This is a genomic window from Actinomadura violacea, from assembly GCF_017573465.1.
In the GTDB taxonomy this organism is placed as follows: domain Bacteria; phylum Actinomycetota; class Actinomycetes; order Streptosporangiales; family Streptosporangiaceae; genus Spirillospora; species Spirillospora violacea.
The window spans coordinates 110,560-136,536 of the sequence record NZ_JAGEPF010000006.1; the positions used below are offsets into that span (position 1 = coordinate 110,560).

The following is a 25,977-nucleotide window of genomic DNA, read 5'->3' on the forward strand; positions in this document are numbered from 1 at the left end:
CGCGGCATCGGGGCGGCGCCGGTGCCGCGGGCTTGCCGTCAGGTGGTGCTGCGGGTCGCGCGGCGCGGGCGGCGCGGCGGCGCGACGGCCCGGTCGGCGATGGCGGCCTCGATGGACCGCTGCAGCAGGATCAGGCCGTCGGCGACCCGGGCGCGCTCCTCCGCCGACAGCCCGGCGAGCAGCCGCTCCTCGTTCGCCAGGTGGCGGGCGAAGACGTCGTCGATCAGCCCGAGGCCGACCTGGGTGAGCTCGGCGAACATCACCCGCCGGTCGTTCGGGTGCGGGCTGCGGCGGATGAGGCCCTGCCGCTCCAGGGCGTCCAGCCGGCCGGTCATGGCGCCGCTGGACAGCAGCGAGGACTCGGCGAGCTCGGACGGCGTCTTGCGGTAGGGCGGTCCGCCCCGGCGCAGGTTGGCCAGCACGTCGAAGGACTTGGGGGTCAGCTCGTAGGGGGCGAGGAACGCCTCGAGCTCCTGCCGCGAGAGTTCCGCGACGTGGCGCAGGCGGCCGAACACGCCGATCGGCGAGGCGTCGAGGTCCGGCCGCTCCCGGCGCCAGTCGTCCAACGCCGTGCCGACCGTGTCCATTGCACCGTCGTCCATTGCACCGTCCGTGTGATGAGTGGGGCCGATCGCTGAGAGACCGTCTGAAACAGTAGCGGAGCCAAGATACCTTGACACAAGTAATTTAGTTCCCAGATACTTCGACGCGAACCAACCTGCCGTCGAGCCGCCTCGGGCGGGCACCAGCTCAGGCGGCCCCGGACACCCCCCTCGGACGGCCGCCCGCCGCGTTCCCCGAGCCAGCTTTCACACGAGGTCAACGATGCACACACCTTTCGCCACGGTCCGCAAGGCCGGCCGGAGCCGCTGGGCCCGCCGGGCCCTGCCCGGCGCCGCACTGGCGCTGACGGCGGCACTCGCCCTCTCGGCATGCGGGGACTCGGGCTCCGGCAAGGACGCCTCCGGGCGCACCAAGGTCACCGTCCGCACCGACGTCTTCTACACCGGCGCGACCCTGCCCCTGATCGTCGGCGTCGAGAAGGGCATCTACGCCAAGCACGGCCTGAACGTCACCCTGAACCCGGGCAAGGGGTCGGCCACCACGCTCCAGACGGTCGCCAACGGCTCCGACGACATCGGCTACGCCGACGCCGGCGCGCTGGTGCAGGCCGTCGGCAAGCACATGCCGGTCCAGATGGTCGCCGGGATGGTGCAGAAGTCCCCGCTGGCGATCTTCGCGCGCAAGGACTCCGGGATCCGGACCGCCAAGGACCTGGCCGGCAAGACCGCCGGGTTCACCGCCGGGTCGGCCGCCGAGACGGTCTTCCCCGCGTACGCGAACGCGGCCGGCCTGAACCCGGACTCGGTCAAGTTCAACAAGGTCGACGTCCCGACCCGCGACAGCCTCTTCGTCCAGGGCAAGACGCAGTTCACCTTCGGCCTGCTGAACGTCACCGAGCCGAACATGAAGGTCAAGTGCAACTGCGACCTGACCGTCCTGCCCTACGCCTCCTCGGGCCTCGACGTGCTCAGCTCCGGCATCGTGACCTCCAAGAAGTTCGCCGACCACGACGGCGCCGCGCTCCGCAAGTTCCTCACCGCGACCGCCGAGGCCGTCAACACCACGAGCACCGACCCCGACGGCGCCGTCGAGTCCTTCTTCAAGTACGTCAAGACGACCAGCCTGTCCAAGGAGGTCGTCAAGCAGCAGTGGCTGGCGTCCGAGGGGCTGCTCACCACGGACCGCACCAAGGGCCAGCCGTTCGGCTGCACCTCCGCCGACGACTGGAAGAGCACCATCCAGGTCATGGAGCAGCACGGCGGCGTCGACGCCGGGAAGGTGACGCCGGCGGACGCCGCGTCCAACGCCTTCCTGTCCGGCTGCTCCGACGCGCTCGGAGGGAAGTAGCCGATGGCCGCCGCGAGCGCCCCCTTCATCGAGTTCGACGCGTTCACCAAGTCGTTCGACGCCGTCACCGCGGTCAGCGAGATGTCCTTCGAGCTGGAGCGCGGCGAGTTCCTGGCCATCGTCGGGCCGAGCGGCTGCGGCAAGAGCACGCTGCTGATGGCCCTCGCCGGGCTGACCCAGCCGTCCACCGGCCAGGTGCGGGTGCAGGGCGAGCCGGTGCTGAAGCCCTACACCGACCTCGGGTTCGTCTTCCAGGGCGCCGAGCTGCTGCCCTGGCGGACCGCGCTGCAGAACGTCCTGCTGCAGAGCGAGATCCGCCGCGCCCCCAAGCAGGAGTCGGAGCGGCGGGCCAGGGAGCTGCTCGGGCAGGTCGGGCTCGACGGGTTCGAGGACAGCTACCCCGACGAGCTGTCCGGCGGGATGAAGCAGCGGGTCGCGCTGTGCCGCGCGCTGCTCCACGACCCGGAGATCCTGGTCATGGACGAGCCGTTCGGCGCGCTCGACGCGCTCACCCGCGACCAGATCCAGATCGACCTGCAGCGGATGTGGATGGAGCGCCGCAAGACGGTCGTGTTCGTCACGCACAGCATCGACGAGGCCGTCTTCCTGGCCGACCGCGTCCTGGTGTTCTCGCCCCGCCCGGCCCGCATCGCGGCCGAGTTCCGGGTGCCGCTGGAGCGCCCCCGGCACCTGAGCGCGCGGACGGGCCCGGAGTTCACCCGCCTCGTCGGGGAGATCCGCGGCGTCTTCGAGACCCTCGGGGTCCTGAGGGAGGAGCGCAAGTGAGCGGCACCACTCAGTCAAAGCAGGCGCAGTCCAAGCACGCGCGCAGGACCGGCCGCGGCGCGGCTCCCGCGAACCCGCCGGCGTCCGGCGGCGGCGCGGCCCCCGCCCGCCGCCCGTCCGGTGCCAAGCGGTTCCTGGAGTCGCGGCTCGCCGACTGGGTGCTGCCGCTGGTCCTCGTGGCGATCATCGTCGCGGTCTGGCAGGCCGTCTGCGCGTCCGGCGCCGTGGAGGAGTACGTGCTCCCCGCGCCGGGGGACGTCCTCGGCAAGATGTTCGGCGACTTCGGCACGTTCGCCGACCAGTCCGTGCCGACCATCGTGGCGATCTTCGTCGGGTTCGCGCTGGCCGTGGTGGTCGCGCTGCCCATCGCGGTGGCCATGGTCTACAGCGCGATCGTGCGGCGCGCGATCTACCCGCTGCTGATCATCGCGCAGGTGGTGCCGAAGGTGGCGATCGCGCCGCTGTTCATCATCTGGTTCGGGTTCGGCCAGCTGCCCAAGGTGCTGATGGTCGCGCTGATCTGCTTCTTCCCCGTGGTGATCGACTCGCTCGTCGGGTTCCGCGCGGCGCGCCCGGAGAGCCTGATGCTGGTGCGCTCGATGGGCGCGAGCCGGTGGCAGGCGTTCTGGAAGGTCCGCTGGCCGTGGGCGCTGCCGAGCATCTTCGCGGGCGTCAAGGTCGGCATCACCCTCGCCGTCGTCGGCGCCGTGGTGGCCGAGTTCGTCGGCGCCGACAAGGGCCTCGGCGTCCTGCTGATCACCGCGCGCGGCGACATGGACAGCCTGACGGTGTTCGCCTCGATCGCCTGGCTCACCGTGATCGGGTTCGTCCTGTTCGTCGCGGTGGAGGCGCTGGAGCGGATCCTGCTGCCGGGCAAGCGCGGCGGCCGCTCCCACGAAGCGTCGGGCTCGCTGTGACCGCCTGCGGTGCGCCGGTGGCGTCCCGCACGGGCGCGTCCGGGAACGGGACGCAGCGCGCCGTCGTCTACGCGGGCCCCGGACGGGCCGCGGTCGGCGACGCGCCGATGCCCTCCCTGCGGACGCGCGCGGCGCCCGGCGTGCTGCCGCGCCGCTGCGACCACGGCGTGATCGTGCGGACGCTGGCGACCTGCGTCTGCGGCTCCGACCTGCACACGCTGCACGGGCCCGGCGCCGTCGAGGGCATGGTCCTCGGCCACGAGCTGACCGGCGTCGTCGTCGAGACGGGCCGGGACGTGGAGCGGGTCAAGGTCGGCGACGTGGTCTCGGTGCCGTTCAACGTCGCCTGCGGCCGGTGCGCGAACTGCCGCGCCGGCAGCACCGGGCACTGCCTGGCCACCAATCCGGCCAGGCCCGGCGCGACCTACGGGATGGGCGAGGGCTTCGGCGGCTGGGCGGGCCTCCAGGCGGAGTACGCGCTCGTCCCCTACGCGGACTTCAACCTGTACGTCTTCGCCGACCCCGACCAGGCCCGCGAGCGGCTGCTGGACGTCGCCCTGATCGGCGACATCCTGCCGACCGGCTACCACGCGGCCCGCTCCGCCGGCGTCGGCCCCGGCTCCACCGTCTACATCGCGGGGGCCGGGCCGGTCGGCCTTGCCTCGGCGGTCGCCTGCCGGATGCTCGGCGCCGCCGCCGTCATCGTCGGCGACTTCAACCGGGAGCGCCTCGAACACGTCCGCTCCCTCGGATTCGCCGCCGCCGACCTCGGCGACGGCGACCTGGCCGGGACGGTCGCCGGCACCGTCGGCGTCCCGCACGTGGACGCCGGGATCGACTGCGTCGGCGTGTCCGACGCGGCCGTCGCCGGAGCCGGCGCGGACGGCGCGACGCCGCGCGCCGCGGCGCTCAACGACGTCATCGGGGTGGTGCGGCACGGCGGCGCGATCTCCGTCCCGGGCGTGTACCCGGCCGGGGCCCCCGGCGCGCGCCCGCCCCTCGGGGTGTGGCTCGGCGGCATCTGGTCCAAGGCCATCACGGTCAGCACCGGCGCCACGCCCGCGCGCCGCTACCAGGACGAACTCGCCACCGCCGTGCTCCTCGGCGGCGTCGCGATCGCGGACGCCGTCCGCGCCACCGCCGTCCCGCTGGAGCAGGGCGCCGAGGCGTACGAGCTTTCGGGGGCGGGCGCGAGCCGGAAGTTCGTCCTCACCCCGTAGGGCGCGAACACGCCAGACGGCGCCGGGACCACTGCGGTCCCGGCGCCGTTTCGCGTTCACGGACTGGTCCCCGCGGCGGGATCGGGGCAAGGCGAAGGGCCCGGTTCCGGACCGCCGTCCGGGACCGGGCCCTTTCAGATGTGCCTGTTCAGCGCGTGACGCCGTGCATCGGCGAGGTCACCGGGTAGGTCGGCAGCTGCGGCTTCTGCGCGCCGATGATCACGCAGAACAGCGCCTCGCCGTCGCCCACGTTCCGCAGGCTCCGCGGCACGCCCGCCGGCACCCGGATGAGGTCCCGGTAGCCGAGCACGCGGCTCGCCGTCCGGGTCCCGTCCTCGACGTCGTGGACGGTCACCTCCAGCTTGCCCTCCAGAACGAAGAACGCCTCCTCCACGTCGTGGTGGGTGTGCTCGGGCCCCACACCGCCGACCGGGAGCCGCATGTTGGAGAACGTGAAGTGCTCGGACGGGAGGATCCGCGAGTCGGTCTCGTGGTTGCCCGTCGCGCCGGAGCCGATGTAGCGGATCTGGGCGCGGCGGAACTCCTCGCCGGCCTTGGCCTGGAAGGCGAGCGTGTCCCAGTCCTCGTAGCGGGACTCGCGGCCGGCGATGCAGGAATCGATCAGCTGGTCCAGGTCGGTCGCCGTCTTCTCCGTCATGTTGGGGTCTCCTCTGAATCGGTGTGGGGAACAAGGAAGTCGCACACGGCGCGGGCGAACGCCTCGGGCCGTTCGATGTGGGCCAGGTGGCCGGCGCCGGGGACCTCGGCGTACCGGGCTCCGGGGACGGCGGCCGCGATGAGCCGGCTCTCCGCCGGCGGGCAGACCGCGTCGTGCTCGCCGACGAGCACGAGCGTGGGCGCCGCCACGGCGGCGAACGCGTCCTCGTGGTCGGTCGCCGCCATCGACTCGGCCGCGTAGCCGTAGCCGGGCAGCCGGATCGCGGCGGCCATCGCCTCGGCGACGCGGGCGATGTCCGCGGGCGCGGCGCCCGGGGAGAGCAGCCGCGGCGCGCGGGCGCGGGCGAACTCCGCCGCGCCGCGCTCCGCCAGCTCCGCACCGCGCGTCCGCATGGCCGCGGCCTTCTGCGGGCTCGTGCCGGAGCCGCGCGTGGAGTCGGCGAGGATCAGGGCGTCCACGCGGCCGGGACGGCGCAGCGCGAGCCGGGTCGCGATCACCCCGCCCCAGGAGGTGCCGAGGACGGTCGCGCTGCGGATCCCGAGCCCGTCGAGGACGCCTGCGGCGGCGTCGGCGTACCCGTCCATGCCGGGCGCGGCGGCCGGGTCGGCGGAGGCGGCGTATCCGGGGGCGTCCCAGGCGATGATCCGGAGCCGTCCGGCGAGCAGGCGCGCGACGGCGTCGAACCCCGCTCCGCTGGACCCGATGCCGTGCAGGCACAGGATCGGCGGCGCGTCGCCGCCGGTGTCACGCACGGCGATCCCGCCGATCGTCACGGCCCGGCTCACGCGACCCGCCACGCGGCGCCGGGGACCAGGTCGGCCAGGGACCGCAGCACCGCGTGGGCGACGAGCCCGCTGGTCGCCGGGTTCGCCGGGTCCGGGAGGTTGCCGAGCTCGAAGCGGTACTCGCCCACCGGCCCGGCGAACTCGACGACGTGCCTGGTCAGCGGGGTATCGGGGTCGGCCAGCAGGCGCACGCGCACCGACGCCCAGTCGCCGGCCGCCAGCGCCACGGTCGCCGCGACGTTGGCGTTGCGGGGGAACCGGACGGCGGCCTCGCGGGCGTCGCCGTCGAACACGGTGACCGGGGGGTCGCCGGGACGCAGCGACCTCAACCGGTTCGCGGCCGGTTCGTCCATCCAGGGCTGGACCAGCGACGCGGGCGCCTTGGACGAGGTGAGCCGCACGCGGGTGAGCGGCCCGGCGAGGGCCGCGGCGCGCAGCGCGTCGAGGCCGCCGAGCGCGCCCGGGCACACCAGCAGCCGGCCGGAGCCCGCGGCGGTCAGCCGGGTGAGCTCGCGGAACAGGTCCTCGTCGGCGAGCGCGCCGACCGACACGGCGAGCAGGTCGCGCCCGGCGGCGAGCACCGCGGGGCCGTGCTCGCGGAGCGCCGGCCCGCCCGCGGCCTCGACGACCACGTCGGCGGAGGCGAGCAGCCCGCGCATGTCGGGCACCGACGCCGGGACGGCGCCGTCGGCGCCGCGGGTCAGGACCCCGCCGAGCGCGGCGCCGGGCACCGCGCCCTTGCACAGCGCCCCGGCCACGTTCGCGCCGATCGCCCCGTGCCCGAGGACGCCCACCCGCAGCACGGCACCGTGCACCGCCGTCACCCCGTCTCCAAGTATCTTGGTTATGAAATACTTGCTCTAAAGATATCTGCAGCGCGAGCGGCCGCGCAAGCGTGCGTGCCGGCGGCGGGACTCCTCGGGCGCCGCGGAGTCCCGGAACACGCGAACGGGCCCGGAATCCCAGGGGATTCCGGGCCCGTGCGGGGGCGGCGAAGGATCAGTAGTTGGGGTTGTTCGTGGTGGGGATCTGGATGCTGATCGGGTAGTTCGCCCCGGACAGGACGAGCAGCACGCCCTGCCGGATGATCTCGTCGAACACCCAGTAGAACTCCCGCAGCTCCTTCGGGGCCTTGGTGATGTCGAGGATGCCCTCGCGGACCGCGACGAACGGCGGCCAGAGGTCGGCGAACACCTGGTCCCAGACCGGCTCCTTCGGGATCTTCAGCCAGGTCGCGATCTCGTCGCCGAGCACGAAGCGGGTCAGCGCGCCGAGGATGTGCTTGGTGAGGATGCCGCCGTCGATGAACGCCGCGAGGTTGAGCAGCATGTCGGCGAGCTTGATGCCCTCGGCGGTGGGCGCGAGGACCGGGTCCAGCACCTGGGCGGCCTGCGCGTTCGCCTCGTCCCAGGACTTCGGGATGTACTCGTCCTTGATGCCGAGCATGTGCGCGGCGAGCTGCCACGAGTGCAGGAACGCCGCGGCCTCGTCGGCGGGGACCGCCACCTTCCACTTGGCGAACTGCTTCATCACCGTCGTGGGCAGACTGTGCCAGGTGACCATCATGTCGGCCTGGCTGATCGGGATCTTCTCGTCGGCGGTCTTGGTCCAGTACGCGGACTTGGGCAGCAGGTTGCGGACGCCGGCGTGCGCGAGCCGGGTCTTGACGCAGGTGACGATCATCTCGCCGTCGGGCTGGAACGCCTTCTCGGTGCCGATGTCGTAGCCGAGCTTGGCGGTCTTGGTGATGCGGTCGCGCATGTCCGCGCCGCCCTTGGAGTAGTAGACGGCGCGCGCCTCGTGCGGGATCGCGGTGCTCATCATGCCGCTGGCGAAGCCGTAGGTGACGCCGAGGTACAGGCCGCGCTTCTGGTTGAACTCGAACGCCTTGGCGAGCTTGTCCTGGTCGGTCCAGGAGGGCAGCTGCCGGGCGCGTTCCAGGAAGTCGCGCAGGTCGGCGGGCAGGCCGGCCGGCAGCGCCTGGCCGTTCTTCGTCCAGGTCTTCAGCAGCTCGTTGACCTTGGGCACGTCGCCGCGCTGGAGCAGGGCGGCGACCAGGTCGTCGGCCTCGGGGTCCCAGACCCACCGGGGGTCGGCGCCCTGGCCGGCGCCGACGACCGAGCCCTTGGGCGACCACGTCCACAGGGGACGCGCCTGGGCGGGGGACGCGACGGTCAGCGCCCCGAGCGCGCCGATCGTCCCGCCCGCCAAGAGCACGCTGCGTCTGCTGGGTGTCTCCATCCTTCGCCTCCTCGTGGCCGGGAGCGCCGTGCCGGTGCGCCGTGACGCCCCGAGGGGCACCTTAGACGCTTATTGGCGTCCCGCCAATAGTTGTTGGCAACGCGGTGGCCACGGATCGCCGCGGGGCCGCGGCGATCCGTGCGAGGAGGTCCGGTCAGGAGCCGGCGCCGCCGGCGAGGATCCGCAATGCCTCGGGAGTCAGCTCGCCGCCCGGGCTGCGCTCGCGGCCCTCGGCCAGCAGCCCGCGGCGGCGCGCGAGGCGGACCCAGTTCGCCGCGGCCCGCCACGTCGACCCGCAGGATTCGGCGATCCGCTGGACGGGGTTCGAGTGGCGGTTGTCGATGTTCCATATATAGAGGGCCGCCACCAGCGCGAAGAATTCGTCCGGCCGGCCTTTCCTGCCGGGCGTCGGATCCCGTTCGGTGGCGGCGCGGATGCGATCGGCGACGACATCGGCCGGTTCGCCGGTGCCGGGGACGAGGCCGCCGTCGTGTTCGGCATCGAGCGCCGCCCTCATCTTCTTGGTCAGCTTGTTCAGCGGAATGGAGCGCAGGACGGTCGAGGTGATCCCCTGGGCGGTCTGGAAGGGGTCGGCGCCGGGCCTGGGGGCGATGGTGATCTCGGTCGGCCCGCCGCGTCCCGACGCGGGCCAGCGCAGCGTGACCTGCCAGGAGCCGATCTCGAAGGCGTCGGTCAGCTCGGGCGCGGGGCCGCCGCGGGCGGGCCTCGCGCGGGCACCGAGCCGTTCCTGCCGGGGGCGGCCGCGGGGTTGGTGCTCGTGCATGTCGACTTCACTTTGCGGGGAGGGTCAGATCGGTTGTCGAGGGGACGTTAACGCATGGTGATCATGCGGTGAAGCGGGGGACCGCGGGTCGCGTTCCGTGACGGTGCCGCAGCCCTATTGGACGGCCCGGTAATTGCAGCTGGTGGCGCCCCTGCGAAAGGGGTTGTCAGGGCGAAGGTAAAGGTTCTTTTAACGTCCGTTCGAATGCGCCCCGGCCGGGCGCGGTGCTCGTGGCGGCACCCGGCCGGAGCCCGTGGGTCGTCCGCGCCGGGTCAGCGCTCGATGGCCCTCAGCACGTCGTTGGCGATCATCTCGTCGATCCGGCCGTCCGGCGCGCCGCCCACCCCGATGCCCGCGATCGGGAAGCCCTTGAACTTCACCGGGACGCCGCCGGGCAGCGTCAGCGTGCCCGGGATCTGCTTGATCGTCTCGTTCCCGGACAGCGCGCTGGTCGGCTGGCCGAACGCCACCGCCGTGTACGCCTTCCGCTTGGCGGAGATGAAGGTCTGCGGGCCCGACTTGCGCGTCCGGACCACCAGCCGGATGGTGCCCGCCCGCTCCATGATCACCATCGTCACGCGCTGGTTCCCGTGCCGGCGGGCCGACTCCACGAACTCGTGCGACGCGCGGACGAGCGCGCTGTTCGACAGCACCCGCTCGGGCGCGGTGGCGCGGCCGTGCTTGCCGTGCCCGTCATGCCCGCCGTGCTTGCCGTGCCCGCCCTGCACCGCGATCACGGTCGCGGGCGCGGCGGCGGCCGACGCCGTCCCCGCGACGCCGACCGTCCCGGCGGCGACCGCGCTCAGCGCGACGGCGCCGCCGATGAGATGTCTGAACGACATGTTTCCCCTCATCCTCCGACATTCGACTACATGAAGTGACCCTTCAGATTCGGACCGTAGCCATGATCGAGCGTCGGGGACAACGCGCGGAGGACAGCGACCGGGCAACACTCGGCAAAACCCGTCGCCGTCGCGGCGCGGCGCCGGGGCGGTGGACGCGGCGCTCTCGCCGCGGTACCGGTCGCCCGTCCCCTCAACGGCCGCCGCCGTGCGAGCAGCGCCCCGTCCCCTGGCACGTGCCGCACGTGCGGCCCCCGGACAGCGTCCCGCTGCCCCCGCACGTGGGGCATCCGGGGCAGTCGCACGCCAGGACGGCGCCTAGGACGGGGACGGCGTGGGCGGTGCTCGCGGTGTCGTGCATGGGGGTCTCCTAGGGCGCGGTTCGCGGTGATCGAGAGAGTCCGGCCGCCGAGGCACGGCGGTGCAATTCTCCTGACGCGGTGACTTTGCGTTGATGATGCGCGACGCTTCGTTTGCCACCTCGGCGCCATAGAGCCGTCCCCTGCCGGCACCGGGGCCGACCGCCGGCGGCTGTTGACACCGACCGCGAACCCCGGCGCGCGGCTGTCCGTCCCGCCTGAAGGCGCGGGTCCCGGACGTCCGGGACCCGCGCCTTCCGCGTTCACGGGCCGTCAGACGTTCGGTCCGTAGCCGGTGCACTGCGGCGTGAACCCCGGCTCGTCGGGGCCGAGGGCGTTGAGGACGAGCTGCATGATCGGGCCGTCGAGCGTCATCCCGGAGTGGCTCACCGGGTCGTCGGGGCACAGGTCCTGCAGCAGGATGTTGGTGGAGTCGCCGCCGTGCAGGAACGAGTTCGTCAGCGGCGTGACCGTGGTGTCGTGCGAGGTGGCGATCGTCAGGTAGCGGACACCGGGGACGGTGTCGCCGTCGGCGAACAGCGCCTTCTGGAAGTCCGAGCCGTCCTCCTGCTCGGGGTAGGTGGGCGCGCCGATGAACCGGTACGCGTCGTTCACCAGCCCGAGCACCTGGAGGGACCGGCCGATGTTGACCAGACCCTGCATGGTGGTGCCGTGGTTGGTCGGCGCGAGACCGATCATCGTGCGGACCTTGGACGCGCCGCCGAGCCGCTTGATGTAGTAGTTCGGCATCATCCCGCCCTGGGATCCGCCGATCACGTCGACCTTCGAGGCCCCGGTCGAGGCCAGCACCCGGTCGACGAACGCGCTCATGGTGCGGGCCGACTCCGCGACCTCGCCGAGCCCGTAGACGTGGCCGAGGGTCAGGGACGTCTCGCCGTAGTTGAACCCGTAGACGCAGTACCCCGCGTTGGCCAGGGTCGGCGCCATCATCGCGGCGGCGGAGCCGAAGTTGGACGTCGTCCCGTGCACGATCACGACGGGATAGGGGTGCTCGGGGGACGGCCGGCAGGACCAGATGTTGGCCCCGGCGGCCGCGTCCGGGCTGAACAGGAAGTTGCTGATCGAGGTCGCCAGGTCGCCCACCGGGTAGGTCGTCCGCGCCTCGGCGGGGGCGGGCGCGACGGCGGGGGCGGTCAGGGCGGCGCACGCCGCCAGCGCGGCCGCGGTGAGGCGGCGCCGCATGCGGTGCCTTCGCGTGCGTGTCATAAGAACAACGGTATCTATTTGAAAACGGGCGCGCTACGCACCCGGATGACAACGCACCGGGCGCCACTCCGTCGCCGGCGACGTTCCGGACAGGTCGCCGAGCAGCCCCGCCCACCCCCCCCGGTTCCACCAGGCCGGCTGCCAGTCGGCGGCGAACACGGCGACGGCGACGTCCCGCTCGGCGGCCGGTTCGTCCGGATCGACGTCACCGACGACGCGTCCGTCGCCGCCGACCCCGGTTACACGGCGACCGATCTCAACGGCCACAGCGGCCCGCAGTCGGTCACGGAGGGCACCGACGCGATCGTCCGCCTCGCCACGGAAGGGCCCGGCGCGGGCTCGGGGCGGTTCATCGACCGCTCCGGCCTCTCGCTGATCTAGCGCTCCGGGCGCGTCCGGTCGGGGGACCGGTCGGCGGGCTCGTCGCGCGGCGCGCCGTCCGGCAGGGCGGCGGCCTCGTCGTCGAGCGTGGCGGCCCAGCTGGCGAGGAGCCGCACGGCGTCGTGGCTGGACGAGTCCGGGGTCGCCGTGTACACGGTCAGGTTCAGGTCCCCGTCGGCGACGAGGTCGATCGACTCGTAGTCGAGGGTGAGGTCCCCGACGGCCGGGTGGTGGAACGTCTTCGTGCCCGCGTGGTGGCGGCGGACGTTGTGCCGGGCCCAGCGCGTCCGGAAGTCGTCGCTGCGGGTGCACAGCTCGCCGATCAGGTCGGTGAGCTCCCGGTCGTAGGGGTCGCGGCCCGCCTCCGTGCGCATCAGCGCGACGGTGATGTCGGCGGCGGTGTTCCAGTCGGGGAAGAAGCCGGGCCCGGCCGGGTCGAGGAACTGGAACCGCGCGATGTTGGGGGGCCGCTCCCCGCCGCGCCCGGCGGACGGGCGCGGGCTCTGGAAGACCGGCCAGTACATGGCGCGGCCGAGCCGGTTGGCGGCCAGGATGTCCATCCGCCCGTTGCGGATGATCGACGGCGCGTCCGTCATCGCGTCCAGCATCCGCTGGAGCCCCGGCCGGACCTTCGGCGCGGGACGCCGGACGCGCTGCCCGGTCCCGGCGGCGCGCGCCAGGTCGAACAGGTGCGCGCGCTCCGCGTCGTCCAGCTGGAGCGCCCGGACCAGCGCCTCCAGGACGCTGTCGGACACGCCGGACAGATTCCCCCGCTCCAGCCGGATGTAGTAGTCGACGCTGACGCCCGCGAGCATGGCGACCTCCTCGCGGCGCAGCCCGGGAACGCGCCGGTTCCCGCCGTAGGCGGGCAGCCCCGCCTGCCGCGGTGTGATCCGCGCGCGGCGGGACGCCAGGAAGTCCCGGACCTCGTTCCTGCTGTCCATGCCCTCCACGCTAAACGGCATGACCGCGGCGAGGGGGGTACTGCCGTTACCTGAAACGACCGTGCCTGTCACCGGTCTCTGAGCAGGGGTTTCATGGCAGACGGCAGAGGAGGGGACCATGGAGATCCTGAAGAGGCGGGCGTCCGGCAAGGCGCCGGCCGACTGGTTCACCGGCGACGTCTGGTGGGACGTGATCTACGCCGGGGGGGAGCCGTCGCGCGCCCGGCTGAACCTGGTGCGGTTCGCGCCGTGCGCCCGTACCGACTGGCATTCGCATGCGCTCGGCCAGACCCTGCACATCGTGTCCGGGGTCGCGCTGCTCCAGGAGCGCGGCGGCCGGATCATCGAGGCCCGGCCCGGCGACACGGTCTACACCCGGCCAGGCCAGGAGCACTGGCACGGCGCCGCACCCGACGCGTTCATGGAGCACCTGGCGCTGTGGGAGGGCACCGGCGACCCCGGCGTCCCCGAGACCGTCTGGGGCGACAAGGTCACCGACGCCGAGTACGGCGGCCCGCGCGCCTGACCGCGTTCACTTTCCCGAACACCTAGGAGATTCCTTTCATGCTTGGAGCCGTCCTGCACGCCCCCGGCGACGTGCGCGTCGAGGAGCGCGCCGACCCGGCGATCATCGAGCCGACCGACGCGGTCATCCGGCTGTCGGCGACCTGCATCTGCGGGTCGGACCTGTGGCCCTACCGGGGCGTCGAGAAGCCCGGCGGGCCCGTCCCGATGGGGCACGAGTACGTCGGGATCGTCGAGGAGGTCGGCGCGGACGTCCGGACGATCAAGCCGGGCCAGTTCGTGATCGGCTCGTTCTGGGCGTCCGACGACACCTGCGAGCTGTGCCGCGCCGGCTACCAGAGCTCGTGCGTGCACCGCGTGCTGATGGGCACGATCGGCACGCAGTCCCAGCTCGCCCGCGTCCCGCTCGCCGACGGCACCCTGGTCGCCACGCCGGAGCCGCCGCCCGCCGACCTCGTCCCGAGCCTGCTCGCCGCGTCCGACGTGCTCGGCACCGGCTGGTTCGGCGCCGTCGCCGCCGAGGCGGGGCCGGGTAAGACCGTAGCGGTCGTCGGGGACGGCGCGGTCGGGCTGTGCGGCGTGCTCGCCGCGCGGCGGCTCGGCGCCGAGCGGATCATCGCGATGAGCCGGCACGCTCCGCGCCAGGAGCTCGCGCTCGCGTTCGGCGCGACCGACATCGTGACCGAGCGCGGCGCCGACGGCGTCGCGAAGATCAAGGAGATGACCGGCGGGCTCGGCGCGCACAGCGTCATCGAGGCGGTCGGCACGCAGGAGTCGATGACGCAGGCGATCCGGTCCACCCGCCCGGGCGGGCACGTCGGGTTCGTCGGCGTCTCGCACGGCGTGGAGCTGCCCGGCGAGGAGCTGTTCTTCTCCCAGGTGCACCTGCACGGCGGGCCCGCGCCCGTCCGCCGCTTCCTGCCCGAGCTGGTCGACCTGATCTGGCGCCGCGAGATCGACCCGGGCCGTGTCTTCGACCTCACCCTGCCGCTGGAGGAGTCCGCCGAGGGGTACCGGGCGATGGACGAGCGCCGCGCGATCAAGGTCCTGCTGACGCCCTGACGCGGGTCAGGCCACCCAGGACGGGACGATCCGGCCCAGCCGCGCCGGGTCGGTGAGCCCGCGGATCGCGGTCACGGCCCCGTCCTCGACCGTGAACGCCAGGACCGTGACGGGCCGTCCGCCGACGGTGATGAGCACGCCCGGACGGCCGTCGACGAGGACCGGATGGCCGGTCGCATTCGGCCGCGCGAACCGGCTCGCCTGCGCCGCCACCTCGGCCGCCCCGCGGACGACCACGCCCCCGCCGGGGCCGTGCGCCCGCAGCTCCACGTTCGGGGCGAGCACGGACAGCAGGCCCGCGACGTCGCCCCGGCCCGCCGCCGCCAGGAACGCCTCGACGACGTCCCGGGCCGCGGCGCCGGAGCCGGCCGCGGGCGCGGGCGCGCCCGACCGCAGCCGCCCGCGGGCCCGGCTGGCGAGCATCTTGGCGGCCGGGGTGCTCCGGCCGAGGACCCCGGCGATCGCGTCGAACGGCACGTCGAACACGTCGTGGAGCACGAACGACACCCGCTCCGCCGGGGTCAGCGCGTCCATGACGACGTACAGCGCGAGGCCCACGGACTCGGCGAGCAACGCCTCCTCCTCGGGATCGATCCGCGCGTCCGCGGACGCGTCGAGGGGGAGCGCGCCGAGGTCGAGTTCGAGGGGCTGCTCGCGCCGCGTCCCGCGCCTGCGCAGGGCGTCCAGGCAGATCCGGCCGGTCACCGTGGTGAGCCATCCGCGCAGGTCCGCGATGCCGGCGGCGCCGGTCCGCGCGAGCCGCAGCCATGCCTCCTGGACAGCGTCGTCCGCGTCGGAATGGGAGGCGAGCACGCGGAACGCGACCGCGTGCAGGTAGGGGCGGTGGGCCTCGAACTGCGCGGCGAGCCGCTCCTCGTCGGTCACGGTCCTCCTCGGTGGACGGCGGTGTGTCACTACCAGGACGCATCGGGCCCCGGTGAGGTAACGCCGCGGTGGCCGCGTTACCTCCCGGTGCGTCCGGTCGTCGTAGTGGCGTTCACCGATCGGCGAGACGTTCCCAGGAGGAGCGATGAGGGCAAGGATCCACGAGCGGCCGACCCATCCCGACGTCATGAAGGGCGTCCAGCTGCTCTTCGGGCGCGTGTACGCGGGCGGGGTGCCGCGCGAGACGCTGGAGCTGGTGCACCAGCGCGTGAGCCAGATCAACGGCTGCAGTGCCTGCCATGACGCGGGCGCCGCGGGCGCGGCCGGGGCCGGCGTCTCCGCTGAGAAGCTGCTGGGCGTCGCCGCCTGGTACGAGGACCCGCGGTTCGACGAGGCGGAGCGGGCGGCGCTGGCGCTCGCCGAGGCCGCGACCCGGCTGGCCGACCGGCCCGGCGCCGTCACTGACGAGATCTGGGCGGAGGCCGCGCGGCACTACGGCGAGCGGCAGCTCGAGTCGCTGGTGCTGATGGTGTCGATCACCAACTTCTTCAACCGGATCAACACGACCTTCCGGATCCCCGCCGGGACCAGGTGGGACTGACCTCGCGGCCGGACGCACCCCGCGGCCGGCGTGGCAGGATCGTGGCACGCCGAGTATGCGGGGGTATCCGAGATCGTGGAAGGGCGCGCGCTGGGGCCGCGGCTGATCGTCGGGGCCGTGCTGGCGGCGTTCGCGGGGGTGTACGTGCTGGCCGCGCCCGCCCGGACCGCGGGCGCCGGCCGGGTGTCGGCCGCGGTCGCCCTGGTGGCGGTCGTGCTGGGCGTCCAGATCGTCCGGGTCGTCTCGCGGGACGGGCGGTGGCGCTGGGCCATCCCCGCGCAGGCCGCGGCGGCCTACGCGGGCGTGCTGGCGTTCGGCACGTCCCTCGCGACCCTCGGGTTCGTCGTCGGTTCGCTGCTGCTGGCGGGCGTGTGGCCGGTGGCGGTGGTGGTCGTGGGGAGCGCGGCGGTCCTCGGCGACGCCGACGGCACGATCAGCTGCCTGCTCCTCGGCCTCGTCGTCTACGGGCTGGTGCGCCTCGCGGACCGGGCGGACGACACGGCGGCGGCGCGGCTGCCGCTGACGATGGCGGCGGTGGCGCGGGAGCGGCTGCGCATCGCGGCGGAACTGAACCGCGGGCTCGGCGAGGGCCTGCGGGCGATCTCGGACGGGAGCCGGCGGGCGCTCGGGCGGCCCGAGGCGATCGGCGACGTCCTGGAGGTCGCGCGCAGCTCCCTGAACGAGGCCAGGGCCGCCGCGGCGGACTTCCGCAGCATGTCGCTGGCGCCCGAGGCGTCCGCAGCGCGCGCGCTGCTGGAGTCGGCGGACATCGAGGCGGCGGTGCGGACCGGCCACAGCGAACCCCTGGGCCCGGCGGGCGCCCTGCTCGCGATGGCGCTGCGCGAGGCCGTCACGGACGTGGTGCGGGTCGGGACGGCGCGCCACTGCGTCATCGAGACCTCCGAGCGGGACGGCTTCGTCCGGCTCCGCGTGGTGAACGACGGCGTCCGGACGGCCGAGCTCGGCGAGGACGGGCTGGAGAGCGCGGCGCGCCGGGTGCGGGCGGCGGGCGGGTCGTTCTCCACCGGCCTCGGGGAGGACGGCAGGTTCGCGGTCGAGGCGGCCGTGCGGGCGGGGGAGCGGCCCGTGAGCCTGCCGGACCGGACCGCGTACCGGCTGTCCATGGGGCTGCTGGCCGCCGTGCTGGCCGGTCTGTCGGCCAAGGGCCTGCTCGTGATCCCGTGGGGGCCGAAGTGGGCCCTGGCCGCGGTGCTGCTCGCCGTCATCGGCGCTCTCCAGATGCTGTGGACGGCCCGCGGGCGGCCCCGGGCGTGGGTGGCGCTGCTGGCGGTGCTGGCCGTCGTCCCCGTCCCGGTGGTCGGGAAGATGTGGCTGGGCGTCGCGGGGTTCCTGGTCGGAACGCTGCTGGTGGGCGTCCGGCGCGGCGTCGCGGTCCCGTTGACGGGGGTGACGATGGCGGGCGTCGGCGCCGCGGCGTGGGCGCTCGGGCTCGGGCCCGCGGCCGTGACGAACTGGGTGGTCAGCACGCTGGTCACGGGCCTGCTGGTGTACGGGCTCGTCCGGCTGGCGCGGCTCGTCCGGGACCTGCGGGCTGCGGGGGAGGAGCTGGCGCGGGCGGCGACGGTCCAGGAGCGGCTGCGGGCGGCGCGCGACCTGCACGATCTGCTGGGGCACAGCCTCGCGGCGATCCTGCTGAAGTGCGAGCTGGCGCGGCGGCTCGCGGACGTCGATCCGGCGCGCGCGCGGGCGGAGCTTGAGGAGGTCGTCGCGATGGCGGAGCGCGCCGGCCGGGACCTGGAGGCCGCGACCGGCGGCGACGCCGGGCTGTCCCTGGACGGGGAGGCGCGTTCCGCGCGGTCGGTGCTGACGGCGGCGGGCGTCGAGGTCGAGATGGACCTCGCACACGGAGAGGTGGAGGACGGGACGTCGGCGGTGCTCGGCACGGTGCTGCGCGAGGCCGTGACCAACGTGCTCAGGCACAGCGCCGCCACGCGCTGCGTCATCATGACCGCGCAGGAGGACGGTGTGGTCCGGCTGGTCGTGGAGAACGACGGGCTGGATCCGGCGGCGCCGCGTACGGCGCCCGGGTCGGGGATCGGGAATCTGACGACGCGGATGGCCTCGGCCGGAGGGACGCTCAGCGCGCGCGCCGACGGCAAGGGCGGCTTCCGGGTGGAGGCCGTGGTCGGCTAGAGCCGGCCGGAGGGCGAGGCGGCTAGAGCCAGCCGGCCTCCTGCGCGATGCGGGCCGCGTCGGTGCGGTTGCGCGCGTTGAGCTTGGTGACGACGGCGGTCAGGTAGTTGCGGACGGTCCCGGCCGACAGGTGCAGCCGCTCGGCGATCTCCGGCGCCTCGGCGCCCTCGGCGGCCAGCCGCAGCACGTCCGTCTCGCGCGGGGTGAGCGGGTTGTCGGCCAGGTCCCAGGCGGTGAGGGCGAGCTTGGGGTCCAGGACCCGCTCGCCCGCGGCGACCTTGCGGATCCCGGCGGCGAGCTCGTCCGGCGGCGCCGTCTTCAGCAGGAAGCCGCGGACGTTCGCCGCGAGGGCGCGGCGCAGGTGGCCGGGCTTGCCGTGCCCGGTGAGGATCAGCGTCGCGACGCCCGGGAGCTCCTCGCGCAGGGCCGCGGCGGCCGCGAGTCCGTCCATGCCGGGCATGTCGACGTCCAGCACGGCGACGTCCGGGCGGGCGGTGCGGGCGGCGGCGAGCACCTCGTCGCCGCGGTCGACCTCGGCCACCACCGTCAGGTCCGGTTCGAGCGACAGCAGCGCCGCCAGCGCGCTGCGCACGATGTGGTGGTCGTCCGCCAGAAGCAGTTTGATCACGGCTCAAGTCTGCCAGTGAGCGCGTCACGGGCCGGACCATGACGAGGTCACATAGGACCGGTGATGTGCTCTCTGGCCCGTGAAGCCCCAGGTCAGAAGACTTGTCCCCATGAACGAAGCGGTGCGGACGGACGCGGTGAGCATGGACCGGGTGAGCAAGGTGTACGGCAAGGGGAGGGGCGCGGTGGCGGCGCTGCGCGAGGTGTCGGCGGGCATCCCGCGCGGCCGGTTCACCGCCGTGATGGGCCCGTCGGGGTCGGGGAAGAGCACGTTCCTGCACTGCGCGGCGGGCCTGGACACCCCGACGTCCGGCAGCGTCCGGCTGGGCGAGACGGAGCTGTCGTCGATGAACGAGACGAAGCTGACGGAGCTGCGCAGGCAGCGGGTCGGTTTCGTGTTCCAGGCGTTCAACCTGGTGTCGTCGCTGACCGTCGAGCAGAACATCACCTTGCCGCTGAGGCTCGCCCGTACGCGGGTCGACCGGAAATGGCTGGACGAGGTCGTCGGGAGGGTCGGCCTTAGCGAACGCACAGGGCACCGCCCGGCGCAGTTGTCCGGTGGGCAGCAGCAGCGCGTCGCCATAGCGCGCGCACTGGTGACGCGTCCGGAAGTGGTGTTCGGGGACGAGCCGACCGGCGCGCTCGACACGATGACGGCCCGGGACGTCCTGGCCCTGCTGCGCGAGACCGTCGACGCCATGGGGCAGACGGTCGTGATGGTGACCCACGACCCGGTCGCCGCGTCCTACGCGGACACGGTGCTGTTCCTCGCGGACGGCCGGATCGTCGACACGATGGACGCGCCGTCCAGTGACAAGGTGGCGGCCCGCATGACCCGGCTGGGGGCGTGGAAGTGATGCTGGAGATCGTTCTTTCCACGGTGCGGCACCGCAAGGCGGGGTTCGCGGGGGCGTTCGTCGCGCTGCTGTGCGCGGCGGCGCTGGTGTGCGCGTGCGGGATCCTCCTGGACACCGGGCTGCGCGGCTCGGTCGCGCCGCAGCGGTACGCGGGGGCGCCGGTGGTGGTGACCGGCGACCAGTTCGTCCACCAGACGAAGGTCAAGAAGAAGGGCAAGGTCAAGCACAAGGCGAAGGCGATCGCCGAGCGCGCGTGGCTGCCCGCGTCGGCCGCGGAGAAGGTCCGCGCGGCGGGCGCGCGCAACGTCGTCACCGAGGTGGCGTTCCCCGCGGAGATCGGCTCCGGGGCGGGCGAGTCGTGGGGGCACGGCTGGGAGTCGGCCGCGCTGACCCCGTTCACGCTGCGGGAGGGCCGGGCGCCCGCCGTCCGCGACGAGATCGTCGTGGACGCGGCGACGGCCCGCGCGAACGGCCTGCGCGTCGGCTCGCGGGTGCGGGTCGCGTCCGCCGAGCCCGGCGAGTACCGGGTGTCCGGCGTGACACGGGAGGCGCTGAAGGACCAGGCGGCGATCTTCTTCAGCGGCGCCGAGGCGCGCCGGCTGGCCGGGCACCCCGGCATGGTCACCGCGATCGGCGCGACCGGCTCGAAGGCCGCGATCGCCGGCGCGCTGCGCGGCGTCCGCGCCACCGTGCACACCGGCGCGGACCGCGGCCGGGCCGAGTTCCCCGGTGCGGAGCGGTCCCGCATCAAGCTGATCAGCATGGGCGGCGCGCTCGGCGGGACGGCGCTGCTCGTCGCGATCCTCGTCGTGTCCGGCACGTTCGCGCTCTCGGTGCAGCAGCGGCAGCGGGAGATCGCGCTGCTGCGCGCCGTCGCCGCGACGCCGCGGCAGGTCCGCCGGATGCTCGGGCAGGAGGCGCTGCTCATCGGCCTCGCCGCCGGGCCGCTCGGCGCCGCCGCCGGGGTGCCGCTGGCGTTCTGGCTGCGCGACCGGTTCCGCGGACTCGGCGCCCTGCCCGCCAACCTCGACCTGGTCGTGAGCCCGTTCCCGCCGGTCGCGGCGGGGGCCGCGGCGATCGTCGCGGCGGTCGCGGCGGCCCGGGTCGCCGCGCGCCGCACCGCGCGGATCCGGCCGGTGGAGGCGCTCGGCGACGCGGCGCTGACCCCGCCGCGGCTCGGCGCCGTCCGCACCGTCGCCGGGCTGCTGGTCCTCGCGGGCGCCGTCGTGCTGACGGTCGTGCTCGGCGGCCTGCACACCGAGGCCGCCGCGAGCCCCGTCACGATGCTGGCCGCGATCGTGTGGACGGTCGCCGCCGCGCTGCTCGGCCCGGTCGTCGCCCGCGCCGCCGTCGCGGTCCTCGGCGTCCCGCTGCGCGCGTTCCCGGTCGGCGGGCACCTCGCCGCCGCGAACCTCGGCGCGGGCGCCCGGCGCCTCGCGTCCGTGATCACGCCGCTGACGCTGATGACCGGGCTCACCGCCACGATCCTGTTCGCCCAGACGACCACCGGCCACGCCGCGGTCCGGCAGGCCACCGAGGGCACGCTCGCCGCGCACGTCGCCGGCCCGAAGATTCCGCACGGCACCGCGGAGGAGATCCGCCGCGCGCCCGGCGTCACCGCCGTGACGGAGGTCGTGCGCAGCACCGTCCGGGTCGGGCTGCAGAACTACGGCGTGCAGGGCGTCACCACCGCCGGGCTCGGCGCGACGATGGACCTCGATGTCCGCAGGGGCGACATCAAGGACCTGGACGCCTCGTCCGTCGCGGTCAGCACGACCGCCGCGTCGCGGCTGCACGTCGGGCCCGGCGACACGCTCCGGCTCACCCTCGGCGACGGCACGCCCGCCGCGCTCAAGGTCGTCGCCGTCTACGGGCGCGGGCTCGGCTTCGGCGACCTCACCGCCGACCACGACCTGCTCGCCGCGCACGTGGACGACCCGCGCGGCGCCGTCCTCATCGCCGGCACGCCGCCGAAGGGCCTGCCGACCGTCAGCGCCGCGACGCTCGCGCAGGACACCGCGTCCGCGAACGCCGAGGTCAACTACATCGCCATGGGCCTGATCATCGCGTTCACCGCGATCGCCGTCGTCAACACGCTCGCGATGTCGACCGCCGACCGCGCCCGCGAGCTCGCGGTGCTGCGGCTCGCCGGCACCACCCGCCGGCAGATCATGCGGATGCTCGGCTGGGAGACGCTCGCGGTCGTGCTGATCGCCGGCCTGCTCGGCACCGGGATCGCGCTCGCGACGCTCACCGCGTTCGCGCGGGGCATGACCGATGGCGGGCCGTCCGTTCCGCCGCTCGCCCACCTGGGCGTCATCGCCTGGGGCGCCCTTCTCGCCGCGGTCGCGACGGCGCTGCCCGCGCGGCTGGCGATGCGGGCCCGTCCCGCCGACGCGGTCGGCGCCCGCGAGTGACGCCCGGGCGCGCCCGCCGGCGGGACGGCCGTGAGCCCGCGCTCACCGGCCGTCCCGAGGGCGGACGCGCCCCCCGCGCCCCCGGCTCAGGGGGTGTCGAGGCGCTGGTTCGACTCGCCGAACACCCACGGCGACGTCTGAGCGATGAACCCGGAGGGGAACGCGGGCGCGAACCCGGTGGCCTCCTCCAGCCGCCCGGCCGCCTCGGCGGGCAGCTCGACGTCGAGCGTGCCGAGGTTGTCGGCGAGCTGCCCGGCGCTGCGGGCGCCGATGATCGGGTGGACGGCCCGCGACCGCGACCGCACCCAGGCGAGCGCCACCTGCGACGGGGTGGCGCCCAGCTCGTCCGCGACCGCCTGGACCTCCTTGGCGACGCGGTGGTCGTGGTCGCTGATCCGGGCGGCGTCGAGGCGGCCGCCCTGGGCGGGTGAACCGCCGGTGTACTTGCCGGACAGCACGCCCCCGCCCAGCGGGCTCCACGCCGCCACGGACATCCCGAACGACTCGGCCATCGGCAGCAGCTCCGTCTCGATGTCCCGGTTCAGCAGGCTGTACGGCACCTGCAGGCCCGCGAACGGCGTCCAGCCGCGCCACTCGGCCAGCGTGTTCGCGCGGGCGGCGACCCAGGCGGGCGCGTCGGAGATCCCGACGTAAAGGATCTTCCCGGCGCGGACGGCGTCGTCCAGCGCGCGCATCGTCTCCTCGACCGGGGTGTGCCGGTCCCACATGTGCACCCAGTAGACGTCGATGCGGTCGGTGCGGAGCCGCCGCAGGCTCGTCTCCAGCGACGCCGTGAGGTTCTTGCGGTGGTTGCCCGCCGCGTTGGGGTCGGCGCCGTCGCGCGACACCGTGTACTTGGTGGCGAGGACGAACCGGTCCCGGCGCCCGTGCAGCAGCTCGCCGAGGAACTCCTCGCTGGCGCCGCCCCGGTAGTTGATCGCCGTGTCGACGACGTTGCCGCCCGCGTCGGCGTAGGCGTCCAGGATCCGGCCGCATTCGGGCAGCGGCGCCCCGACGCCGCCCTGCTCGCCGAACGTCATCGCGCCCAGGAACAGCTCGGAGACCCGAAGGCCGGTCCGGCCGAACAGTCGGTAGCGCATTATCGTCCTCCTTCACGCGACCGCTCGAGATGGGTCGCTTCCACCGGACCGACGAAATGGGGCGGCCGGATGTGACGGGTCTGGACAACTCGTCGCGCCGGTTCTACTTTGAGGACCGGTTCACTTTGACGGCGATCGCGCTCGGCGGCCGATGATGCGGCGGAGGACAATGGTGGGTTGAGATCGTGGCGATGACACGGGCACATCGATCGCAACGCACCCCGAACTTGGGCTCCCGCAATGGCTGACGAATCGGTGAACGACCCGCCTCTCCCGGGTTACGGAAAACTGACCTCGCATTCCGGTCTGGGCCGGTGGCATGGCGCGTCGTGAACGCCCGCTGGACCCGGCGGCCGGGCCGCTGGAGTCGTTCGCGCATGATCTCCGCGCACTGCGGGTCGCCGCAGGCGAGCCGACCTACCGACAATTGGCGCAAATCGCCGGATACAGCGCCTCGACATTGTCGGAAGCCGCCAGCGGAGTCCGGCTGCCGACGTTATCGGTGACGCTCGCCTTTGTCGGCGCATGCTCGGGCGACACCCAGGCGTGGGAGCACCGGTGGAAAGAGGTCAACGAGGCCGTCCGGGCGGCGGGCGGAACGGCGCCCTGCCCCGCCGACGAGGGCGGCGAATCCCCGGCCGAACGGGAGATCCTCGAACCGGACGTGCCGGACGGGCCCGCCCCGCCGCCGGTCCGGCGTGAATTCCATCCGATCATCATCGGCCCGGCCCGGGCCGGCCGGACCAGGCGGAACATCGCCGCGATCACCGCGGCCTGCGCCCTCGCGGCGGGCCTGTTCGCCGTCGGGCTGAACCTCGGCGGAGGCGGCGGGCACGGGCGCGCCGGCGGCTGCCCCGCCCTCGCCAGGAACCCGAGGTTCACCGCCACCGCGTACGGCGACGGCGCGCACGTCCTGGCCGGCGCCGGGCCCGACCGGCCCGAGGTCGCGACGTACCCGGCGGGATGCGTCCTCGGGTTCACCGGCTTCTGCATCGGCGCCAAGGTCACCGACCGCACCGCGGGGATCCCCGACACCCGCTGGTTCATCCTCCCGGACGGGCACGTCGTCGCCTCCGCCGCCGTGCACGGCAACCCGCCGGCGCGCCTCGCGCCGTCCGCCTGCGCCGGCGCGCGGCCGGCGCCGGAGCGGCTGTCGCTGAAGGCCGCCGGCGCGCCGTCGCCGGACCCCCGCGTGGTGCTCACCGCGGCGGGCCCGAACGTGCAGATCGTCGGCTTCGCCGCCTACTACGCCGCCGATCCGGCCAGCCCGGAGCTGCGCCTGTGGCACCAGATCGGGATGATCGGCCAGGCCACCCCGAGCCTGTCGGTCACCTGGCGGCCCGACCGGCTGCCGGCCCCGCTGCGCGGCGGCGACCGCGTCCTCGTCGCGGCGGTCGCCTGCCTCGGCGGCGGCGACTCCGGCTACGCCGCGTCCGTCGCCTCGCTGCGGCTGCCCGCCCCGCGGGCCGGCGCGTCGCTCGCGTCGCCGTCCACGACGGTCGACCAGTCGGCGCGCCAGGCGGCCTGCAAGTACCCCAGCGCGTCCTGACGGGAGCGGCCCGCCGCGCCGCCCCGGTCCTCCCGGCGCCCTTCCACGCCTCTGGCGTCCTGAACAGGCTCTGACCTGCCCGAACAGGCACTGTGTACGGACCTGATTGATCCCCTTCGGCAGGTGTGTCGATCAATCAATGCGGCCGGTAGCAAGAGGGACGGTGAGCGGTCGACCCGGCTCCGGCCGGCCCGCGAACAGACCCCCCGCCCCACCGGAAGGAACCACCGCATGACGATGACGAGGACCCGGGCCGCCTTCACCGGCCTGCTCGCGGCGTTCGCGGTCACGGGCGCACTGGCGGCAGGCGCGGCGCAGGCGTCGGCCGCCCCGGCAGCGCCCGCCCAGCCCGCCGCGCTGCCCGCCGTCAACATGGAGGCCACCGTCCTGGCCGCGCAGATCGACCCGCGCCGCGCCGACGACACCCTGACCCCGGGCGCGAAGGCGTCCGTGCTCGCCGTCGAGCAGGCCCTGCAGGCGAAGAACCTGCTGGACGCCCGCTGGGTCGACGGCTACTTCGGCACCGAGACGATCTCCGCGTACGCGGCCTACCAGCGCTCCCTCGGCTACAGCGGGCTCGCCGCCAACGGGCTGCCCGGCGCGACGTCGCTCGCCGAGCTCGGGCAGGGCCGCTACACCGTCACCCACAAGATCGGCCCGGGCGCGAAGGTCCAGCGCGACGGGTACACCGTCGACGCCCGCACGCAGGCGATGCTCACCGAGGCCGAACGGCTGCTCGGCTTCAAGCTCGTCCTGTCGCAGGGCTCCTACAACCCCGGCGGCGACCCGAGCTCGGCCGGCACCCACGACGGCGGCGGCGTCGTCGACATCAGCGTCACCGGGATGTCCGCCGCGACCCGCACCTCCGTGGCGCGCGCGCTGCGCCAGGTCGGGTTCGCCGCGTGGGTCCGCAACCCGAACCAGGGCGACTGGCCGTGGCACATCCACGCCGCCGCGATCAGCGACACCGACCTGTCCAGCCAGGCCCAGCACCAGACCGGCGACTACTACCTCGGCCTGAACGGCCTGGCGAACCGGGCCCCGGACGACGGGCCCCGCATCCCCATCCAGACCTGGGAGGAGTACCAGCGCACCCACTGACCGGGCGCCTCAGGCACCCCCAC

25 protein-coding genes are annotated in these 25,977 nt (G+C 74.1%); 13 read left to right on the forward strand and 12 right to left on the reverse strand.

Translation table 11 applies throughout. From position 1 onward, the window contains the following. Positions 1–38 precede the first annotated feature (38 nt). The gene (locus J4709_RS10280) at positions 39–602 is read right to left on the reverse strand and encodes a MarR family winged helix-turn-helix transcriptional regulator (RefSeq protein WP_208239536.1); all 564 of its coding nucleotides are present in this window, start codon (positions 600–602) and stop codon (positions 39–41) included. Positions 603–825: 223 nt separating this feature from the next. Between J4709_RS10280 and J4709_RS10285 the strand changes: the two genes are divergently transcribed. Genes J4709_RS10285 through J4709_RS10300 form a run of 4 tightly spaced genes read left to right on the forward strand, consistent with a single transcriptional unit; the run spans position 826 to position 4,834 of the window. Further along, entirely contained in the window at positions 826–1,911 is a 1,086-nt protein-coding gene (locus J4709_RS10285; protein ID WP_208239538.1) for an ABC transporter substrate-binding protein, read from the forward strand. Between the two features lie 3 nt (positions 1,912–1,914). After that, the gene (locus J4709_RS10290) at positions 1,915–2,697 is read left to right on the forward strand and encodes an ABC transporter ATP-binding protein (protein ID WP_208239541.1); all 783 of its coding nucleotides are present in this window, start codon (positions 1,915–1,917) and stop codon (positions 2,695–2,697) included. Next, on the forward strand, positions 2,694–3,614 hold the full coding sequence (locus J4709_RS53105) for an ABC transporter permease (RefSeq protein ID WP_208239543.1): 921 nt from the start codon (positions 2,694–2,696) through the stop codon (positions 3,612–3,614). The genes J4709_RS10290 and J4709_RS53105 overlap by 4 nt, the downstream gene beginning before the upstream one ends. A gap of 17 nt (positions 3,615–3,631) precedes the next feature. Next, on the forward strand, positions 3,632–4,834 hold the full coding sequence (locus J4709_RS10300; RefSeq protein ID WP_307801124.1) for an alcohol dehydrogenase catalytic domain-containing protein: 1,203 nt from the start codon (positions 3,632–3,634) through the stop codon (positions 4,832–4,834). Between the two features lie 148 nt (positions 4,835–4,982). Here the strand turns inward: J4709_RS10300 and J4709_RS10305 are convergent, their stop codons facing one another. The 7 genes from J4709_RS10305 to J4709_RS10335 all read right to left on the reverse strand — a co-directional run bounded on the left by J4709_RS10305 (position 4,983) and on the right by J4709_RS10335 (position 11,751). After that, complete coding sequence (locus tag J4709_RS10305) at positions 4,983–5,492, reverse strand: cupin domain-containing protein (RefSeq protein ID WP_208239545.1); 510 nt, start codon at positions 5,490–5,492, stop codon at positions 4,983–4,985. Next, positions 5,489–6,298: an alpha/beta fold hydrolase gene (locus J4709_RS10310; RefSeq protein WP_307801125.1), complete on the reverse strand. Its 810-nt coding sequence runs from the start codon at positions 6,296–6,298 to the stop codon at positions 5,489–5,491. Before J4709_RS10310 ends, J4709_RS10305 begins: the two co-directional genes overlap by 4 nt. Next, a complete protein-coding gene (locus J4709_RS10315) occupies positions 6,295–7,122 on the reverse strand; it encodes an aspartate dehydrogenase domain-containing protein (protein ID WP_307801126.1) in 828 nt (275 codons plus the stop codon). Before J4709_RS10315 ends, J4709_RS10310 begins: the two co-directional genes overlap by 4 nt. 175 nt (positions 7,123–7,297) lie before the next feature. After that, positions 7,298–8,539 (reverse strand): oxygenase MpaB family protein, encoded by a 1,242-nt coding sequence (locus J4709_RS10320; protein WP_208239547.1) that lies wholly within the window; start codon positions 8,537–8,539, stop codon positions 7,298–7,300. Between the two features lie 154 nt (positions 8,540–8,693). Then, the gene (locus J4709_RS10325; RefSeq protein WP_208239549.1) at positions 8,694–9,323 is read right to left on the reverse strand and encodes a hypothetical protein; all 630 of its coding nucleotides are present in this window, start codon (positions 9,321–9,323) and stop codon (positions 8,694–8,696) included. 272 nt (positions 9,324–9,595) lie between these two features. Further along, complete coding sequence (locus J4709_RS10330) at positions 9,596–10,165, reverse strand: heme-binding protein (protein ID WP_208239551.1); 570 nt, start codon at positions 10,163–10,165, stop codon at positions 9,596–9,598. Between the two features lie 632 nt (positions 10,166–10,797). Continuing rightward, entirely contained in the window at positions 10,798–11,751 is a 954-nt protein-coding gene (locus J4709_RS10335) for an esterase/lipase family protein (RefSeq protein WP_232383277.1), read from the reverse strand. Positions 11,752–11,796: 45 nt separating this feature from the next. Here J4709_RS10335 and J4709_RS10340 point away from each other — a divergent pair, with 45 nt between their 5' ends. Beyond that, entirely contained in the window at positions 11,797–12,132 is a 336-nt protein-coding gene (locus tag J4709_RS10340; RefSeq protein ID WP_208239553.1) for a Rossmann-fold NAD(P)-binding domain-containing protein, read from the forward strand. Here J4709_RS10340 and J4709_RS10345 read toward each other — a convergent pair. Beyond that, positions 12,129–13,076: a helix-turn-helix transcriptional regulator gene (locus J4709_RS10345; RefSeq protein WP_208239555.1), complete on the reverse strand. Its 948-nt coding sequence runs from the start codon at positions 13,074–13,076 to the stop codon at positions 12,129–12,131. The two genes, J4709_RS10340 and J4709_RS10345, sit on opposite strands and share 4 nt — an antisense overlap. Before the next feature lie 118 nt (positions 13,077–13,194). Between J4709_RS10345 and J4709_RS10350 the strand changes: the two genes are divergently transcribed. Together J4709_RS10350 and J4709_RS10355 are read left to right on the forward strand one after the other, a co-directional pair. Then, positions 13,195–13,602 (forward strand): (R)-mandelonitrile lyase, encoded by a 408-nt coding sequence (locus J4709_RS10350; RefSeq protein ID WP_208239557.1) that lies wholly within the window; start codon positions 13,195–13,197, stop codon positions 13,600–13,602. A 38-nt stretch (positions 13,603–13,640) separates the two neighbouring features. After that, complete coding sequence (locus J4709_RS10355; RefSeq protein WP_208239559.1) at positions 13,641–14,663, forward strand: zinc-dependent alcohol dehydrogenase family protein; 1,023 nt, start codon at positions 13,641–13,643, stop codon at positions 14,661–14,663. Positions 14,664–14,669: 6 nt separating this feature from the next. Here J4709_RS10355 and J4709_RS10360 read toward each other — a convergent pair whose 3' ends face one another. Then, on the reverse strand, positions 14,670–15,548 hold the full coding sequence (locus tag J4709_RS10360) for a sigma-70 family RNA polymerase sigma factor (protein WP_208239561.1): 879 nt from the start codon (positions 15,546–15,548) through the stop codon (positions 14,670–14,672). A gap of 145 nt (positions 15,549–15,693) precedes the next feature. Here J4709_RS10360 and J4709_RS10365 point away from each other — a divergent pair, with 145 nt between their 5' ends. Then, positions 15,694–16,149 carry a carboxymuconolactone decarboxylase family protein gene (locus J4709_RS10365; RefSeq protein WP_208239563.1) on the forward strand — a complete coding sequence of 152 codons (456 nt, stop codon included), beginning with the start codon at positions 15,694–15,696 and terminating at the stop codon, positions 16,147–16,149. 75 nt (positions 16,150–16,224) lie between these two features. Beyond that, positions 16,225–18,303 carry a sensor histidine kinase gene (locus J4709_RS55480; RefSeq protein WP_208239565.1) on the forward strand — a complete coding sequence of 693 codons (2,079 nt, stop codon included), beginning with the start codon at positions 16,225–16,227 and terminating at the stop codon, positions 18,301–18,303. Between the two features lie 22 nt (positions 18,304–18,325). Here J4709_RS55480 and J4709_RS10375 read toward each other — a convergent pair whose 3' ends face one another. Then, entirely contained in the window at positions 18,326–18,931 is a 606-nt protein-coding gene (locus J4709_RS10375) for a response regulator transcription factor (protein WP_173098294.1), read from the reverse strand. A gap of 109 nt (positions 18,932–19,040) precedes the next feature. Between J4709_RS10375 and J4709_RS10380 the strand changes: the two genes are divergently transcribed. Both J4709_RS10380 and J4709_RS10385 read left to right on the forward strand, forming a co-directional pair. Beyond that, positions 19,041–19,787, forward strand: a complete 747-nt coding sequence (locus tag J4709_RS10380) for an ABC transporter ATP-binding protein (protein ID WP_208239566.1) — start codon at positions 19,041–19,043, stop codon at positions 19,785–19,787. Further along, the gene (locus tag J4709_RS10385) at positions 19,787–22,204 is read left to right on the forward strand and encodes an ABC transporter permease (RefSeq protein ID WP_208239977.1); all 2,418 of its coding nucleotides are present in this window, start codon (positions 19,787–19,789) and stop codon (positions 22,202–22,204) included. The genes J4709_RS10380 and J4709_RS10385 overlap by 1 nt, the downstream gene beginning before the upstream one ends. An 86-nt stretch (positions 22,205–22,290) precedes the next feature. Here the strand turns inward: J4709_RS10385 and J4709_RS10390 are convergent, their stop codons facing one another. Beyond that, on the reverse strand, positions 22,291–23,304 hold the full coding sequence (locus J4709_RS10390; protein WP_208239569.1) for an aldo/keto reductase: 1,014 nt from the start codon (positions 23,302–23,304) through the stop codon (positions 22,291–22,293). A gap of 319 nt (positions 23,305–23,623) precedes the next feature. Here J4709_RS10390 and J4709_RS10395 point away from each other — a divergent pair, with 319 nt between their 5' ends. After that, positions 23,624–24,853 (forward strand): helix-turn-helix domain-containing protein, encoded by a 1,230-nt coding sequence (locus tag J4709_RS10395; protein WP_208239570.1) that lies wholly within the window; start codon positions 23,624–23,626, stop codon positions 24,851–24,853. A gap of 231 nt (positions 24,854–25,084) precedes the next feature. Next, positions 25,085–25,954 carry a peptidoglycan-binding domain-containing protein gene (locus tag J4709_RS10400; protein WP_232383278.1) on the forward strand — a complete coding sequence of 290 codons (870 nt, stop codon included), beginning with the start codon at positions 25,085–25,087 and terminating at the stop codon, positions 25,952–25,954. Positions 25,955–25,977 lie beyond the last annotated feature (23 nt).